This is a genomic window from Chryseobacterium panacisoli (assembly GCF_008274625.1).
GTDB classification, from domain to species: Bacteria; Bacteroidota; Bacteroidia; order Flavobacteriales; family Weeksellaceae; genus Chryseobacterium; species Chryseobacterium panacisoli.
The window spans coordinates 317477-332732 of record NZ_VTRU01000003.1 but is presented as its reverse complement, the minus strand read 5'-3'; the positions used below and the strand labels follow the sequence as shown (position 1 = coordinate 332732).

The following is a 15256-nucleotide window of genomic DNA, read 5'->3' as shown; positions in this document are numbered from 1 at the left end:
TAAGCAACAAAATCTTTCAGCAATGAAAGATTTTGTTGCTTTATGCTGTAAATGTTATCACGTTTTGTGAATTATTTTCATGAGAGAATAAATATGTTAAAACGATTTGTAACACGATACTACCACATTCTTTATAAGGAGCTAATTAACGAAAGTTTACTTTAAGAGGTTCTTATTTTGTTTTTTTATGGTAAAAAATATAAATATGTATGTGAGATATTTAAAAAAAAATTAAATTTGTTGAAACAAAAATATTATGAGAAGATATCTACCGCTTTGTTTATTTTTTTTAGTCATCTCGACTTTTTTATTTTCACAAGATCTGCCACCCAGGAAACAAGTAAAGGAAATTCCTACAGCATTATCCAGAAGGGCAGGAGTTTTTATTGACGTGAATGCTCCGCAGTATCCTGAAACAAGTTACACGATAGAGAAGATGGTAAAAGATGTATTGATCTCATCCGGGACCAATACCTGCCTGACCCCGAATGTAACTAATGTGAAGATCACTCCGAATCATGCTGCAAGTGATGCAGACAGAGCATGGGGGTATTTTCATAAAGCAACAACCAATTTCCCTTTTAAAGACGGACTCGTTCTCTCTACAGGTTATGCCAGAAGAGCAGGAAACAGTTTTGAAGGGGGGCTGAGTGATGTCAACGGTGGAGGATCGGATGCTGATCTTGCACAGGTGATTGGAGTTGTGGAAAGTAGATTGAATGACGCTGTTCTTTTGGAATTTGATTTCGTACCTACAACAAGTCAGATTAAATTTAACTATCTGATTGCATCCGAAGAATACACAGGTTCATTTCCTTGTACCTTTGCAGATGCATTTGCGATCTTATTGAGACCTACTTCAGGCGGACCTTATGTGAATATGGCTGTGCTTCCCGGTGGAGCAGGACCTGTAAGTATTACCAATATTCACCCTGCAGTACCAGGCAGTTGTGGTGCTGTAAATGAACAATATTTTGCCGGATATAACACCGGTAATGTGGAAACCAATTTTAACGGAAGAACAATTCCGTTGACAGCTACAGCAACCGTAGTAGCAGGACAGCAATACCATTTCAAAATGGTAATTGCCGATTATAGTGACCACAGCTATGACTCTGCAGTATTTCTGGAAGGAGGATCTTTCAATATTGGAGTAGACCTTTTAGACCCTGCAGGAACAAAATTACCTTCTGATATCAACGTTTGTGATAATGTACCTCAGGTAATCACTGCTTCTGTAAATGACCCTAACCTTGTATACCAATGGTATTATAATGGTGCACCGGTACCTAATGCTACTACCAACACAATTACGGCTATACAGCCGGGTACTTATACTATCGAAGTAAGTGTTCCGGGGAATCCATGTCCGGGTAAAGCCAGTATTCAGATTCATGGGGGAACAACTCCGCTGGCTCAGGATGCTACATTGCTGCTTTGCACCACACCGGATATTACCACTTTTGACTTAAGTACAATTACATCTACCATCAGCCCGACACCGGGAGCTATTTTTAAGTTCTACGTGGATCAGGCGGATGCAATAGCGCAGAATGATAATTATATTCAGACTCCGTTAAACTATAACGGTAACGATGGCCAGATTCTCTATGTTGTAGTTTCCAATGGTGGTTTCTGTAGTAAAATGGTTGAATTGAAACTACTGAAAGAAGTAACTCCAACTGCTAAGGTAAAAGCTTCCAGAATAAAAATCTGTCCGGGAGAATCTGTAACCCTTACTGCTGAAGGAGGAGATACTTACGAATGGAGCAACTTCATGGGAACAGGAAATATACAGACTGTTACTTTATATCAGACAACAACATTTACAGTATATGCCATTGGAACAAAAGGTTGTAAATCTCTTAACCCGGCAACAATAAGAATCGAGGTTACTCCTGAAATCACTTCACCATTAAAAGATGTTGAAATGTGTATCGGTGATAAAGTGACTCTTGATGCAGGTGCAGGAGATGGCTTTAAATACCTTTGGAGTACAGGTGCTACAACACAGAAAATTGAGGTAGACCAGTGGGGGATCTATTCCGTAGAAATTGATAACGGAATTTGTAAGAAAGTTTTTGAGGCTAAAGTAATGGGTGCAGCTACTCCTTTTGTGACCGGATTAAACTATGAAAGCATCAAGAAAACAGTAACAATAACAGCTGAAAATCCTCCGATGAACAATATGCCAAGTACTTTGGAATATTCTATTGATAATGGAATCAGCTGGCAGGATTCAAACGTGTTTACTAATCTTTTAGACAATACAAATTATACCGTTTTGGTAAGAAGAGTGGGTACACATTGTGTAGGATCTCTTGAATTCTTTACATTGCAGATCAACAACATTATTACTCCGAACGAAGACGGAATCAATGATGTTCTGGATCTTAAAGCTCTTGGAGAGTTTAAAAACTTTACAGGTTCTGTGTATGACAGATATGGAGTAGAGATGTTCAGATTCTCAAAAGAGAACCCTATCTGGGACGGAACAGTTGGAGGTAAGAGACTTCCTACAGCAACATACTGGTATAAGTTCAATTTTGAGTATCCAAAATCAAAAGCTCAGATGAACTGGTCAGGATGGATCATGCTGAAAAACAGAAATTAGAATTGATAATGTAATATAAAAGAAAGCCTTTCAAATGTATTTTGAAAGGCTTTCTGCTTTTTAGGAATAAAGGTTGTCGTGACTAATTCAAAAAAAAGCTCCTTTATCAGAAGCTTGTATTATTGAAGTTTATTGATTTTCTTTCCAGAGATTGGCGAAGTGTATGAAATCTGATACACTCAGTTCTTCCGCTCTTTTATCCAAAAACTCATGGCCTTTTAAAGCTTCAGGAATAGTTAAGGATTTCAGTGCATTAGATAATTTTTTTCTTCTTTGGTTGAATCCTGTTTTTACAATCTGCTTAAAGAGAATTTCGTTGCCCGAAAGACCTTCCTTAGGATTTCTCGTAAGACGAATTACTCCTGATTTTACTTTTGGTGGTGGATTGAAGACGTTTTCATGTACCGTAAACATGTAAGATACATCATAATAAGCCTGTATCAGGACAGAAAGAATACCGTAATCTTTAGTTCTCGGAACGGCAGCCGTTCTCTCAGCCACCTCTTTCTGGAACATTCCTACCATTTCCGGGATCAGTTGATAATGATCTACAATCTGAAACAAGATCTGTGATGATATATTATATGGGAAGTTACCAATGATAGCAATCTGATCATCTTTGATAAAACTGAAGTCCTGTTTCAGGAAATCTCCCACAAAAGTCTCTTCAGTAACCTTTGTATAATTTTTTTTCAGGTATTCGATAGACTCTGTATCGATCTCTGCAAGATAAATGTTCTGATCCTTTTCAAGAAGATATTTGGTAAGAACTCCCATTCCGGGCCCCACTTCCATAATATTATTATAGTTCTCAAAACTAAGACCTTCTACGATTTTTCTTGCGATGTTTTCATCTGTCAGGAAGTGCTGTCCAAGATGTTTTTTTGCTTTTACACTCAAGGTTTTTTATGATTTTATTAACAATGATTTTCTTTATTTCGTCCCAAATTTCGGAAGTTTTTTTCTATTTTAGCCAAAAATTTTAATATTAATGGCTAAATCTGTAGATGAATTTAATAAGAAAAGGCTTCGGTCCAGCAATATTACAGTAGTGATAAGTATTGCCTTAGTGTTATTTTTGTTAGGATTAATGGGGCTTATTTTGATTAATGCCCAGAAATATTCTGACTATATCAAAGAACAATTGGTGGTGAACGCCTACTTTGATGAAAATTATGATGCTAAAGATTCTGTAAAAATTGCAAAACTGGAGGAAGAAACTTTTAAAAAGGTACAGACACTAGCTCCAGTAAAAAAAGCAACCTATATTTCCAGAAGCATGGCTGCAATAGAAGCTAAGAAAAGTATGGGGATTGACAGTGATGCATTGTTCGAAGAAAATATTTTTCCTTCGTCTATTGAAGTTGCTTTAAAACCAGAATTCGTAGATCCGGCAAAAATTGATGAAGCTATTAAAGAGATCAAATCAGTTCCCGGGATTATCGATGTTAAAAATGACAGTACTTTAATGGTAGATGTTTACAATAATCTGAGCAGAATCTTAAAATGGATCTTTGGATTTTCAATTCTGTTTCTGGTATTGGCGGTTGTATTGATCAACAACTCTATCCGTCTGAAAATATTCTCGAAGAGATTTATTATTAAAACAATGCAGTTGGTAGGAGCGAAAAGAAGATTTATCCTTAAGCCTTTCATCATAGAAGCTATCATTTTAGGAGCTATTGGTTCTGTAATTGGTCTTATTGCTTTAGGTGGTGTCTGGTATTATTTCACAAGCCAGATTGGTTCTGCTTTCGTACAGGATAATAACCAGTACTTCTGGTTAGTGATTTTAGTATTGGGAGTAGGAGTTTTTATCTCTGTCTTAAGTACAATTTTCGCTACATGGAGATTCTTGAAATCAAACGTTGACGATTTATATTACTCTTAACAATGAGCAAAAAAACAAATAAATTTTCCGCTTCAGACTTTGGACATGAAGCTGAAGTACCACAGGAAAACGCTTTCTATTTCGGACCGCAGAATTTCAAGTGGATGCTGATAGGACTGGCATTTATTGTCGTAGGATTTCTACTGATGATGGGCCCGGATGCCAATACGGTAGATGGTAAATTTGACCCGAACTCATGGAATGATGATATCTTTTCTCTGAGAAGAATCAGGATAGCACCACTGTTTGTCGTTATAGGATTTGTAATAGAAGTATACGCTATCTTAAAAAGAAAATAAATAAATTTTTATATTTTGAGATTAAGAGATTAAGAAATTGAGAATGATGTATTCTGAATTTCCGGATCTCTTAATCTTTTAATTTTTTAAAAGAATATGGATTTAATCAAAGCAATTATTATTGCCATCGTAGAAGGGTTGACAGAATATCTTCCGATTTCTTCTACTGCACACATGGGATTTACGGCCAACCTTATGGGGCTTGAAGAAACAGAATTTTTAAAAATGTTTCAAGTATCCATTCAGTTTGGAGCTATTTTATCGGTGGTAGTGGCATACTGGAAAAAGTTTTTTGACTTAAATAATATTCAGTTCTATTTTAAACTCGCTTTTGCTGTAGTTCCAGCTTTGGTTCTGGGATATTTATTCGATGATAAGATTGAAGCTATACTTGGAAATCAGATCGCTATTTCTTCAGTTTTGGTTTTAGGAGGTGTTGTTCTACTGTTTGCTGACAAATGGTTTAAAAATCCTAAAATTGATGATGAGAAAGGAATTACTGTAAGAAATGCAGTAACCATTGGTTTTTGGCAATGTCTTGCGATGATGCCGGGTACGAGCCGTAGTGCGGCTTCTATCATTGGAGGAATGGCACAGGGACTTACCAGAAAAGCGGCTGCAGAATTCTCTTTCTTTCTTGCTGTACCTACGATGCTTGCAGTAACTGTGTACTCAGTTTTTGTTAAAACATGGGGAAAAGAAACGGCCAACCCACAGAAAGGATATGAAATGATTATGGCTTCACAGGATCACATTATGATCTTTGTAATCGGAAATATTGTTGCGTTTATTGTTGCACTTATTGCGATCAAAGCGTTCATTGGAGTACTTAATAAATACGGATTTAAACCTTGGGGCTGGTACCGTATTTTTGTTGGAATTGCCCTGTTGATTTATTTTTATTTCTTTAAATAAGAAGTTACTCATTTATACCCATTCATGACTGCTGAAGAACTGAAATCAGGATACGTTTTTTTATTGGATAAGCCTTTGGACTGGACTTCCTTCCAGGCTGTCAATAAAATGAAATACAAACTTAAAAGGGAGTTTGACCTTCCTAAAAAATTTAAAATCGGGCATGCAGGGACTTTAGATCCCAGAGCAACAGGACTTCTTATTGTATGCTGTGGAAAATTCACCAAGAAAATTCCGGAAATCCAGGATGCTCCCAAAGAATACTGGACGGAGATTAAGATCGGAGTACAGACAGAATCCTACGATACTGAAAAGCCTGAAATTCTTCATCAGGATATTGCTCATATTTCCGAAGAACAGGTACAGGAAGCTCTTGAAAAATTTGTTGGCGAAATTGAACAGAAGCCACCTATTTATTCAGCCATTAAAATTGATGGTGAAAGAGCTTACAATCTTGCAAGAGCTGGAGAAGAAGTGGAAATGAAGGCCAGAAAGACGACCATTCATTACATTAAAGATATTAAAATAGACTTTCCTTTAGTAAGCTTCATGGTAGGCTGTTCAAAAGGAACCTACATCAGAAGTCTTGCACATGATATCGGGCAGGAACTGGGAGTGGGAGCCTATCTGACTCAATTAAGGCGTACCAAAATCGGTGACTATGCTATTGAAAATGCTACTGATCTGTTTTTAAATAACGAATATAGGTTCGAGGATTTATAAAAATAAGAGGGTTTTTATTTCTTTCCTATTTTACATAATAAAGTTAACTGCTGAATTACAGTAGTAGGCAGATTTATTTTTTTGCCTAATTTTGCACTGGAAACAGGATTGTAATATTGTTTTATAGGTAATAATAGTATTTGTTGGCTTGGGTAATGCAGTTCAAGTTTACTTTTTGTTCTGGCGAAAGCTGACTATTCTACAAGTTTCAGTGATGACTTTTGATGAATAAAACTAAGAAATTAGTTTTTTCTTCGGAAAGAATAAATCAGGAAAGCAGATGTATTTTAGAATCCACAATTTCCCAAAATCCAGAGTTGGCTTTATAGTCTTAAGCGATGGAATTACAATTTTCAGCAATAAAAATTATACCGGTTACGGAGAAAACTAATGGAAAAAACGCGTATCAATAAATATTTATCAGAAGTAGGGTACTGTTCAAGAAGAGCAGCAGATAAACTTTTAGAAGAGGGCAGGATCAAAATAAACGGAAAAATTCCGGAAATGGGAACAAAAGTTTCCGATGAAGATCTTGTAGAGGTAGATGGAAAACCTATCAGGGAACCTCAGGAAAAGCCGGTATATATTGCTTTTAATAAACCGGTAGGAATTGTATGTACTACAGATACAAAACGAGAAAAAAATAATATTGTAGATTACATCAACCACCCGAAAAGAATTTTTCCTATCGGAAGATTGGATAAACCAAGTGAGGGATTGATTTTACTGACAAGTGATGGGGATATCGTCAATAAAATTCTGAGAGCCCGCAACAATCACGAGAAAGAATATATAGTCCGTGTAGATAAGCCGATCAATCCAAGATTTTTGGAAAAAATGCGAAATGGAGTTCCTATTCTGGATACCGTAACAAAAAAATGTGAGGTAGAAAAGATTGATGATATGAATTTCAGAATTGTTCTTACCCAGGGACTCAACAGACAAATTCGAAGAATGTGCGAATATCTGGGATATGAAGTGAAAAAACTGAAGCGGATTCGTATCATGAACATCAAACTAGATCTCCCGATTGGAAAATGGAGAGATCTTACAGAAGATGAACTGAATGCATTGAATTCTATGCTTACAGATTCCAGTAAAACATTCAACTAAGATTTATACTATACTTTAAAGGTTTCCTTTCTATACTTTCCAATATCAATTATTGGAAAAAGTATTAACTTTTTTTATTTCATAATTTTTCACATATTAGTGTAATATATTTTATTTTTCAAGAAAAATATTTTATATTTATAATAATAACAACTATAACCTGAAAATAATGAAATTAAATCTTAATGGAGTTTTTTTATTTGTGACTTTGGTAATTTTTACCAGTTGTCTAAATGAACACGATCCTAATCATTCAAATGATTCTTCTTTTTACATTGATTATAGAAGCTTAAAAGGATTGTCAGACGGAATTGCCGTTATCGAACTTGATCCCGAAGCCCCGAATTTTGGAAATATAAGCAGCAGGCTTGAACTTGGTGTTGGTGTATTGCCACATCATATCTATTACAATCAGAATGCAAACAAGATGTTCACTACTGCTTTGGGCGGCAGTTATCTCTATGAGATACAAACGGGAAAAGACCAAAATGGGCTGCCAAAATTAATTGATGCAACGCCTATTGATACCGGTGAGAATACAGTAGGAGAAAATTTATTTTTCACAAATGACGGAAGATATTTTATGACCTTTATGGGGGGAGCAGGAGGTCCGAAGGATGGCAGTATAGGTGTTTTTAATGCTAATAATAATCAGCTTATCAAAACAATTAAAGCACCCATTCAGGCTAATCCCAATCAATTTATAATGTATCCGCATGGTATTTCAATTAATGAAGAAAAAGGATTAATGATGGTCACCTCCACCATCCACCCGGATCTTACTACCGGATTGGGAAATACCTGTACTTTATTGGATCTCAATACCTACGAGATAAAGGAGACGTATCGGGTAGCAGACACTCCAACAGATATGTCAGCTCCTGTTGAGGTTTTACTGCTGCGTGGGAAATTTCCGCAATATGCACTTTCTACAACAATGATCGGGGGTGATATCTGGATTGCTCCATACAATCCTGCAACGAAAAAGTATGATGCTTTTACTAAACTTTTTGACGGGAGTTCGCAAGGATTAGGCTGGGCTCTCGAAATGTATATTGATGATTCAAATAAATTATATGTGAGTTTTGCAGATCCTGGAAAAGTACTTGTCTTTGATTTAAGTAATCTTCCACAGCTAAAACTTTTGAAGACTTTTGATGCTGATAAAGGGGCACATCATATGGCTTTCTTTAAAACCAAATCAGGAAAAGAAGTTGTAGCAGTACAGAATAATTTATTGGATCTCCCTAATTTGAACTCCGGAACCATTAGTGTAATTGATATCAACACAGGAAAAACGTTAGGTACAGTTGACTTACGCAACCGTTATGGAATACTGCCGGAATCCATTGAAGGAACCAATGGCCCGAGCAATTATATGCATCATTAAAATTTAGAATTTTGTTTCATATAATCTAAACTGTTCCAAAATAATATTTTGGAACAGTTTAGATTATTTTTTTATCTGGACTTAAGTTATTTTATATATAATCTCATTCTTTCTTCATACTCAGGTTTCAGTTTTAAAAGTTTCCATATTTTTCTATCATCAGGATTACTGATCCGGTAAAAAATGATTTTGTCTGCAGAATATTTGAAATAGGGATGATTTTTAAGCCATTCTTCAGGTGCATCCACTAATGAATATCTGGGCACCTCTGAAGGATTCAGTGGTGCTGTTGAAATCAGCTTTTGAACAAGATCCTGATCAATATTGTAAGTACTTAAAATCTGTTGCTTATTAATAAAGCCCCCTAATTTTTTTCTGAAGCCAATGATAGAGCCGGCGCTTCTTTCATCCAGACCAAACTCTATAAGCTGTCTGAAAGTAATGGTGTTGAGATCCGTTTTTGAAAAATCTGTTTTTTCCTGTTGCTTTTCCTGAAGCTTGATATAAGGTTTCATTTCCTGAAATTTCTCAGCAGAGATCACAAAGCACTTTTGCAGGTCTTCCAGACTTTTAAAACTTCCCCGTAGATTTCTATCCTTATAATTAATAATAGTAACGGCTTGTTTTTCTGAAAACCCAATGGCTTTCCACCCCTCAAAATCCAGCTGATTGGGATCAAAATAATGGTATTGCATCTTAGTCTTGACAGCATTATTCTGTGCTAAATTTTTGAAAGTTGTGGGAGTTTTCGTGGGCAGTATCAAATAAGGTTCAAGTTTGTTGTAATTTTCCGGAGAAATGATAAAACATTCTTTAAACTTCTCCTTGCTGATAAAGCTTCCTCCCAGATAATTCCTGTATTTTAAAATAGCTTCTGCCTGTTTTTCGCTGAAACCCATTTTGAGCCAGTCATTGGCAGAAAACTGATCAGGATTGAATTTCCCTGAAATAATAATTTCTTTCTTTCCATATGTTTTGAATTCTTTTGAATTTCCTCCCTCTGTTTTTTCAGGAAGTAAAATGAATGATTTCAATTCGCTGAACTTCTCCTCAGAAATCGCGTAACATTTTTTCAACTGTTCTTTTGATATAAACTTTCCTCCTACAATATCTTTATATTTCATAATTGTAGCAGTCTGTTTCTCTGAAAATCCAAGCTTCTGCCATTGCTCTTTGTCCAGCGTATTGGGATCAAAATTTGAGAGGTCTGCAGAATTTGAATGACTTGTAATGAACTTTACCTCAGGAAAAGGTTCTTTTTCCCGGCTGGTGTATTTCTGATAGGCCAATAAAATAGTCAGCAATGTGACCATGAATGCCAATTTTCGGTAATAGTTTTTTCTCATCATACAGTAAAAATATCAATAAAAATAAGGTGTGTCAATGGTTGATAATGAAATGATTAAAGATGATATGCAGATTGTATTTAATGCTTAAAAAAGCAAATAGGAATTTGATATTTTATATGATATGTTTTCGTAATTGAGAGCGAGTGTTTTTGATTAATGTTTATCTGTTTTTTTGTTTTTAATGCGACAAGTTTTGTCGTTATCCGGAGATAATTTTGCACCAGGAAAATGAAAATATCAATATAAATAAAACGAATTTAACAATAAATAGTATGATTTACAGGATACCACATGAAAGTGATTTTCATATCTTAAAAAGTGTTAAATTTGCGAAGTTTTAAGAAACTAATTACTAACTCAGAAAACAACATTGGAATGAAAAAAATCTATACTGGTGCATTCACCTTATGTACGGTCTTGGGAATCTCTGCCCAGGAATGCAAATGAAGTTGATATGGCGAAACTAATTGATCAAACCGCAGCTGGTTTGACTGATAAGATAGGAGATACTAAAAATAATAGAACTCAAATTAACTTAGGAAACACTCTTTTTGAAAATGAAGTTAATAAATTTAATGATTCTAGTGAAAGAAAGAAAGTTGCAGCAGCAGGAGCTCATGAAGATTTGCATACTGCAGGACAAAAACATACAGATAGATTAACCGACCGAAAGAGCAAGCTCTATCAAGAACAAAGTCGTGACAATAAAAACTCTATGAATAAAGGCTATGAAAGTGCTAATACACATGTCACTCCTGAGCAGAGAAAACAAGTTGTAAACCAAATTATTAATCAAAATCAGTAGTAATTATGAGAATAATTTTAGCACTAATTACAATGTCAATAATTTTAAGCTGCAATGTAAAAAAACAGTATGAAAGAGGTGATCTTGTTAAGAGCAAATCATTAGATATTCTTACGGAAAAATTTGATTTAAATGAAAATAATACTGCAATTCTTTTTATGGAAACTTTTAGCAAAGATAGCCTCATAATTAAGAATAGTAAGAGTGAAATCATAAAAAAAGTACTACTTGATTCTCGTCCTCAATTAGAACTAACATCCATACAATTATTTCCGAATAATGAGGATATAATTTTAGATTTTAAAAACAGCAGGAAAATTTTTATTAAAAAGAAAGAATTAAGTAAATACAAACTTATTTACATATCAAAACCTGCCTATGAAAGTAATAAATATGTAATAGTGTTTACTAACAATTGGAAGCGTTTAAGATAAATAAAATTATAATACTCTATCCCGATTTTATCGTGTGACAGATAAATAACAACCCCCGCAAATTGCGAGGGTTGTTTATAATATAGGTTTTACTACTTTTAAACTTTGAAGAAAAATGAATTTTGCTTCAATTATAGAATCTTAATCTGCAATCGAATTTTGAGAATAGATATATAAACTTAATGATTGAGAGGAACATGAGCAAGACGCTCGCGCCAGCAAGGAGAGCTTTAGTCTTAATGGTTAAACATATTATAAAAAATGAAAAATACTTTAATATTTTTTTTGTATCTTTTTCTATTGAGTTGCAATCCTAGATTTAAAATTGGGAGGTACGAGAATAAATGCTATCCTACAGATGCTCCTTTAAATCTTTTATTAATTAAAAAAAACAAAAGATTTGTTCTAATATACCCAAGTTCTGTTGAGAAGTTATCTGGAATTTTGATAGTAAAAAATGATACTTTAAGTTTAATTTCACAATATAATAGTTCACTAAAGATAGTGTTACTCATAAAGAAATAAAGAATTTTATGATAAAAAGGAAAAAATTAATAAATTTTCAAAATAGAAATTGTTACTTAATTTTAAAAAACTAATTTTCCCTTGAATTTTTTGTGTAATAGATAATAAGTTATCTCATCTTTTATGAAATAACCTATATTACGAGTACAATCGAAAGGAACTCCAAGAGACTGATATTTATGATTATGAAGCAAGATTCTATATGCCGAATCTGTGGTGGATCCGTTGGCGGAGAAAATGACAAGACATAGTCCGTATAATTATGCATTTAACAATCCAATTCGATTTATCGATCTAGATGGAATGTGGCCATATCCTGTAACTACACGTTCTTTTGCTCCATTTGAGTCTTTTGGAGGATGGTTTTGGGGTGATAACAGAGGGTTTTCTACTTCTCAATCTGTTACATCTAGATTATCACATAGCTATGTAATGAATACCGATAATCATACTTACACTAACTATGGAGCTACTTCCAGCCCTTTTACTCATTTTTTGTTTGGCTCTGCAACAGCAACAGATGACCGCGGTACAATTACAAATGCTGTATATAATTCAAATAAAGATGGAAGTACTACAACTTCTTGGACATCTACGATGGCGGGGCACAATCCATTAGTCCCGGGTTCTCCTGATATTGATGTAAAAACTAATTTTAGTTTAACAGAGAATAAGAATGCAGGAACTTTAGGTGTTAACGTTACTCAAACAGGAGATGGATTTCCTTCAGTAGAGACAATGATTGGTGATACAGCTGGGAATCAATTGATGATAGGTGTTAGTCCTGCCATAGGGAATCCTTATACTAGTTTACCAGGAGGTGGCAGTAAACCAATGATGAGTAACAATTTTACTGTAACAATGGACAAGAATGGTGTATTTACAGGAGTGCAAAAAGGGGATAAAACATACTCTGTTGGTGATTGGAATAAAACAATGACTTCGCAACCAGCTGTTGAAAGAGTTCCTATTCTAGAACCAGGGTCATTAGAGTTTGAAATGGTAAGATAATAAACAAAAAAATACAATGAAAATACTACGAACAAATTGGATAAATATATTGGGTGTTTTTATATTCCTCTTAATTTATTCCATCATTTTTAATTTTACTGTTGATGATGGTGTTACAAGAAATTTTTTTCAATCAATATTTGCTGCAATATTTTTAATCCTCTTATATGGCCTAATGTTTTGGGCAGGCTTTATATTAGCACTTATTATTTTAGATTTAATACTGATAATTCCTAATCAGGATAAACTTACTTTAAAGCTATTATTTGAATGGGCTATAATTAGCATTCCTTTTATATACTGGGCGATCATATATGAAAAACAGCGAAGTATTTTTATAGTTGCTATAATAGCTTTTCTAATAACACAATTATTAAGAAAAAAATTAATAAATAAAGTAATACATTAGATAGTACGTTGCTGGTACGAGCGCTTCGCTCGTGTCCACAAATAAAACAAAACCACTGCACAAGCTGTGGTTTTGTTCTTTATTCTAAAAAATATTTTATAAAATCCCTTATTTATCAAGCAATTTCTCCAGTTTACTCACCATTACATAGATTTATACAAAGCAATTTTTTTCATAGAGCTTATCCAGATTCGATGAGTAGTAGAGATTATAAACAAAAACTCCGCTGCAATTAATTGCAGCGGAGTTTAATATATTGTATAAAACTATTCTTCCTCCCTTTCTCCCAAAGACTCTTTCAGCTTAATAAGCTCAGCTTTTACAAACTCAAGTCGGTCAATAAGGGTGATGGTTTCGGAGATTTTACTGTTTGTGGTCAGGGCGATTCTGGCTCCGTCCAGGGTGTATCCTTTTTCTTTTACCAGATGGTAGATCATCTGAAGGTTTTTGATGTCTTCAGGAGTGAAATATCGGTTGCCTTTTCTGTTTTTTTTAGGCTTGATAATAGGAAACTCTTGTTCCCAGTAACGTATTAATGAGGTGTTTACATCGAATGCTTTTGCCACTTCTCCTATAGAATAATACAGTTTATCAGCTAAATTTATTTTCATTTTACGACTCCTAAACTTCAAAGATAAAAATTTTTTAAAGTTGTATCCAAATATATTGGAAAAAGTACGGTCTGACTTTAATTATCCAGCAGTAAACATTATCATGAATTAACATACATTAATTTGTAACGGATAAGAAAGATCGGTATTACTGGTCCTTTTTTGTCTACATTTGTGAATCCTTACAAAGTATATAAATATAAGTGATGAATCCGATCTCTGTTCTTCATATTGATCTTTTCCAGGCAGGTAAAAATACTTCAGATTTTTATTTTAACACAATGAAGAATCATTTGGTGGTGGGACATCGTCATATAGAAAAGCCACACAGACATGATTTCTATGCTGCTGTTCTTTTTACCAAAGGAGTAGGGGTACATGAAATTGATTTTCAGAAGTATGATGTTTCAGAAGGAAGTCTTTTCTTTCTGTCACCGGGGCAGATTCACAGCTGGGAACTTTCAGAAGATATAGAAGGCTATATTTTCTTTTGCTCTCAGGAATTCTATGAAATGCATTATGTGAATCAGAAACTGAGAAACTTTCCCTTTTTCGGATCGGTGTCTTTTCCTAGAAAACTTCAGCTGGATGCTTTGGAGCTGAAGAAAAATATAACTTTATTTCGGGAACTTGGAGAAGAACATCAGGCTAAAAATATAATGAAAGAAGGCCTTATTCTGTCATTGATGTCCCAGATCTTTATTAATTCCACCAGATTATTTTCAAAAGATTTTGATACACAGGCTTCTGCCGCCGGACTTTCCTATTTTAAACATTATCAGGATTTTGAAAATTTGATTGAACAGCATTTTGCAGAGCATAAATCAATTGCCTATTATGCCTCTTTATTAAAGATTTCATCTAAACATCTGAATAGAATTGCACAGACTGTTGTTCAAAAAACAGCTACAGATGTTATTACAGAAAGAGTCGTGCTGGAGGCCAAAAGAATGTTGATGTATCTGGATGAAAGCCTGGTTGAAATAGCTTTCCGTTTAGGATATGAAGAATATTCCTACTTTGTAAGAGTATTCCGGAAAAACTCCGGAATGACTCCCACTCAGTTTATGAGGAAATATAAGGCTTAATGAGTTTAAAGTTCAAGTTTAATGTTTAATGTTACGTTTGCAAGTTTATTTTGTTGTGGGTTTCTTTTTGCTGCTGGTT

General features: G+C 34.4%; 15 protein-coding genes. 12 read left to right on the top strand and 3 right to left on the bottom strand.

Annotated elements, in window-relative coordinates; all coding sequences use genetic code 11:
* Window positions 1-256 precede the first annotated feature (256 nt).
* Window positions 257-2614 carry a choice-of-anchor L domain-containing protein gene (locus tag FW781_RS14620; protein ID WP_149388102.1) on the top strand — a complete coding sequence of 786 codons (2358 nt, stop codon included), beginning with the start codon at window positions 257-259 and terminating at the stop codon, window positions 2612-2614.
* A 129-nt stretch (window positions 2615-2743) separates the two neighbouring features.
* Here the strand turns inward: FW781_RS14620 and rsmA are convergent, their stop codons facing one another.
* Entirely contained in the window at window positions 2744-3514 is a 771-nt protein-coding gene (gene rsmA, locus FW781_RS14615; protein ID WP_149388101.1) for a 16S rRNA (adenine(1518)-N(6)/adenine(1519)-N(6))-dimethyltransferase RsmA, read from the bottom strand.
* 91 nt (window positions 3515-3605) lie between these two features.
* On the opposite strand from rsmA, the gene FW781_RS14610 reads away from it, so the two are divergent.
* The 6 genes from FW781_RS14610 to FW781_RS14585 all read left to right on the top strand — a co-directional run bounded on the left by FW781_RS14610 (window position 3606) and on the right by FW781_RS14585 (window position 8945).
* Window positions 3606-4505: a cell division protein FtsX gene (locus FW781_RS14610; protein ID WP_149388100.1), complete on the top strand. Its 900-nt coding sequence runs from the start codon at window positions 3606-3608 to the stop codon at window positions 4503-4505.
* Between the two features lie 2 nt (window positions 4506-4507).
* Window positions 4508-4804, top strand: coding sequence for a DUF3098 domain-containing protein (locus FW781_RS14605; protein WP_149388099.1), 297 nt, complete (start codon window positions 4508-4510; stop codon window positions 4802-4804).
* 96 nt (window positions 4805-4900) lie between these two features.
* Window positions 4901-5719, top strand: a complete 819-nt coding sequence (locus tag FW781_RS14600; protein WP_149388098.1) for an undecaprenyl-diphosphate phosphatase — start codon at window positions 4901-4903, stop codon at window positions 5717-5719.
* Window positions 5720-5743: 24 nt separating this feature from the next.
* Entirely contained in the window at window positions 5744-6442 is a 699-nt protein-coding gene (truB, locus tag FW781_RS14595; protein WP_149388097.1) for a tRNA pseudouridine(55) synthase TruB, read from the top strand.
* Window positions 6443-6832: 390 nt separating this feature from the next.
* Window positions 6833-7555, top strand: a complete 723-nt coding sequence (gene rluF, locus FW781_RS14590) for a 23S rRNA pseudouridine(2604) synthase RluF (RefSeq protein ID WP_149388096.1) — start codon at window positions 6833-6835, stop codon at window positions 7553-7555.
* Between the two features lie 169 nt (window positions 7556-7724).
* On the top strand, window positions 7725-8945 hold the full coding sequence (locus FW781_RS14585) for a YncE family protein (protein WP_149388095.1): 1221 nt from the start codon (window positions 7725-7727) through the stop codon (window positions 8943-8945).
* A gap of 86 nt (window positions 8946-9031) precedes the next feature.
* On the opposite strand, the gene FW781_RS14580 is transcribed toward FW781_RS14585, so the two are convergent.
* Window positions 9032-10294, bottom strand: a complete 1263-nt coding sequence (locus tag FW781_RS14580) for a helix-hairpin-helix domain-containing protein (RefSeq protein ID WP_149388094.1) — start codon at window positions 10292-10294, stop codon at window positions 9032-9034.
* Window positions 10295-10748: 454 nt separating this feature from the next.
* Between FW781_RS14580 and FW781_RS14575 the strand changes: the two genes are divergently transcribed.
* From FW781_RS14575 to FW781_RS14560, 4 genes are all read left to right on the top strand, one after another.
* Window positions 10749-11099 carry a hypothetical protein gene (locus tag FW781_RS14575; RefSeq protein WP_149388093.1) on the top strand — a complete coding sequence of 117 codons (351 nt, stop codon included), beginning with the start codon at window positions 10749-10751 and terminating at the stop codon, window positions 11097-11099.
* Between the two features lie 5 nt (window positions 11100-11104).
* Entirely contained in the window at window positions 11105-11533 is a 429-nt protein-coding gene (locus tag FW781_RS14570) for a hypothetical protein (RefSeq protein WP_149388092.1), read from the top strand.
* Window positions 11534-12295: 762 nt separating this feature from the next.
* Window positions 12296-13069, top strand: coding sequence for a hypothetical protein (locus tag FW781_RS14565; RefSeq protein ID WP_149388091.1), 774 nt, complete (start codon window positions 12296-12298; stop codon window positions 13067-13069).
* Window positions 13070-13085: 16 nt separating this feature from the next.
* Complete coding sequence (locus tag FW781_RS14560; RefSeq protein WP_149388090.1) at window positions 13086-13478, top strand: hypothetical protein; 393 nt, start codon at window positions 13086-13088, stop codon at window positions 13476-13478.
* Between the two features lie 266 nt (window positions 13479-13744).
* Here FW781_RS14560 and FW781_RS14555 read toward each other — a convergent pair whose 3' ends face one another.
* Window positions 13745-14089, bottom strand: a complete 345-nt coding sequence (locus FW781_RS14555; RefSeq protein WP_047383183.1) for a MerR family transcriptional regulator — start codon at window positions 14087-14089, stop codon at window positions 13745-13747.
* A 206-nt stretch (window positions 14090-14295) separates the two neighbouring features.
* On the opposite strand from FW781_RS14555, the gene FW781_RS14550 reads away from it, so the two are divergent.
* Window positions 14296-15177, top strand: a complete 882-nt coding sequence (locus FW781_RS14550; RefSeq protein WP_149388089.1) for an AraC family transcriptional regulator — start codon at window positions 14296-14298, stop codon at window positions 15175-15177.
* Window positions 15178-15256: the final 79 nt, after the last annotated feature.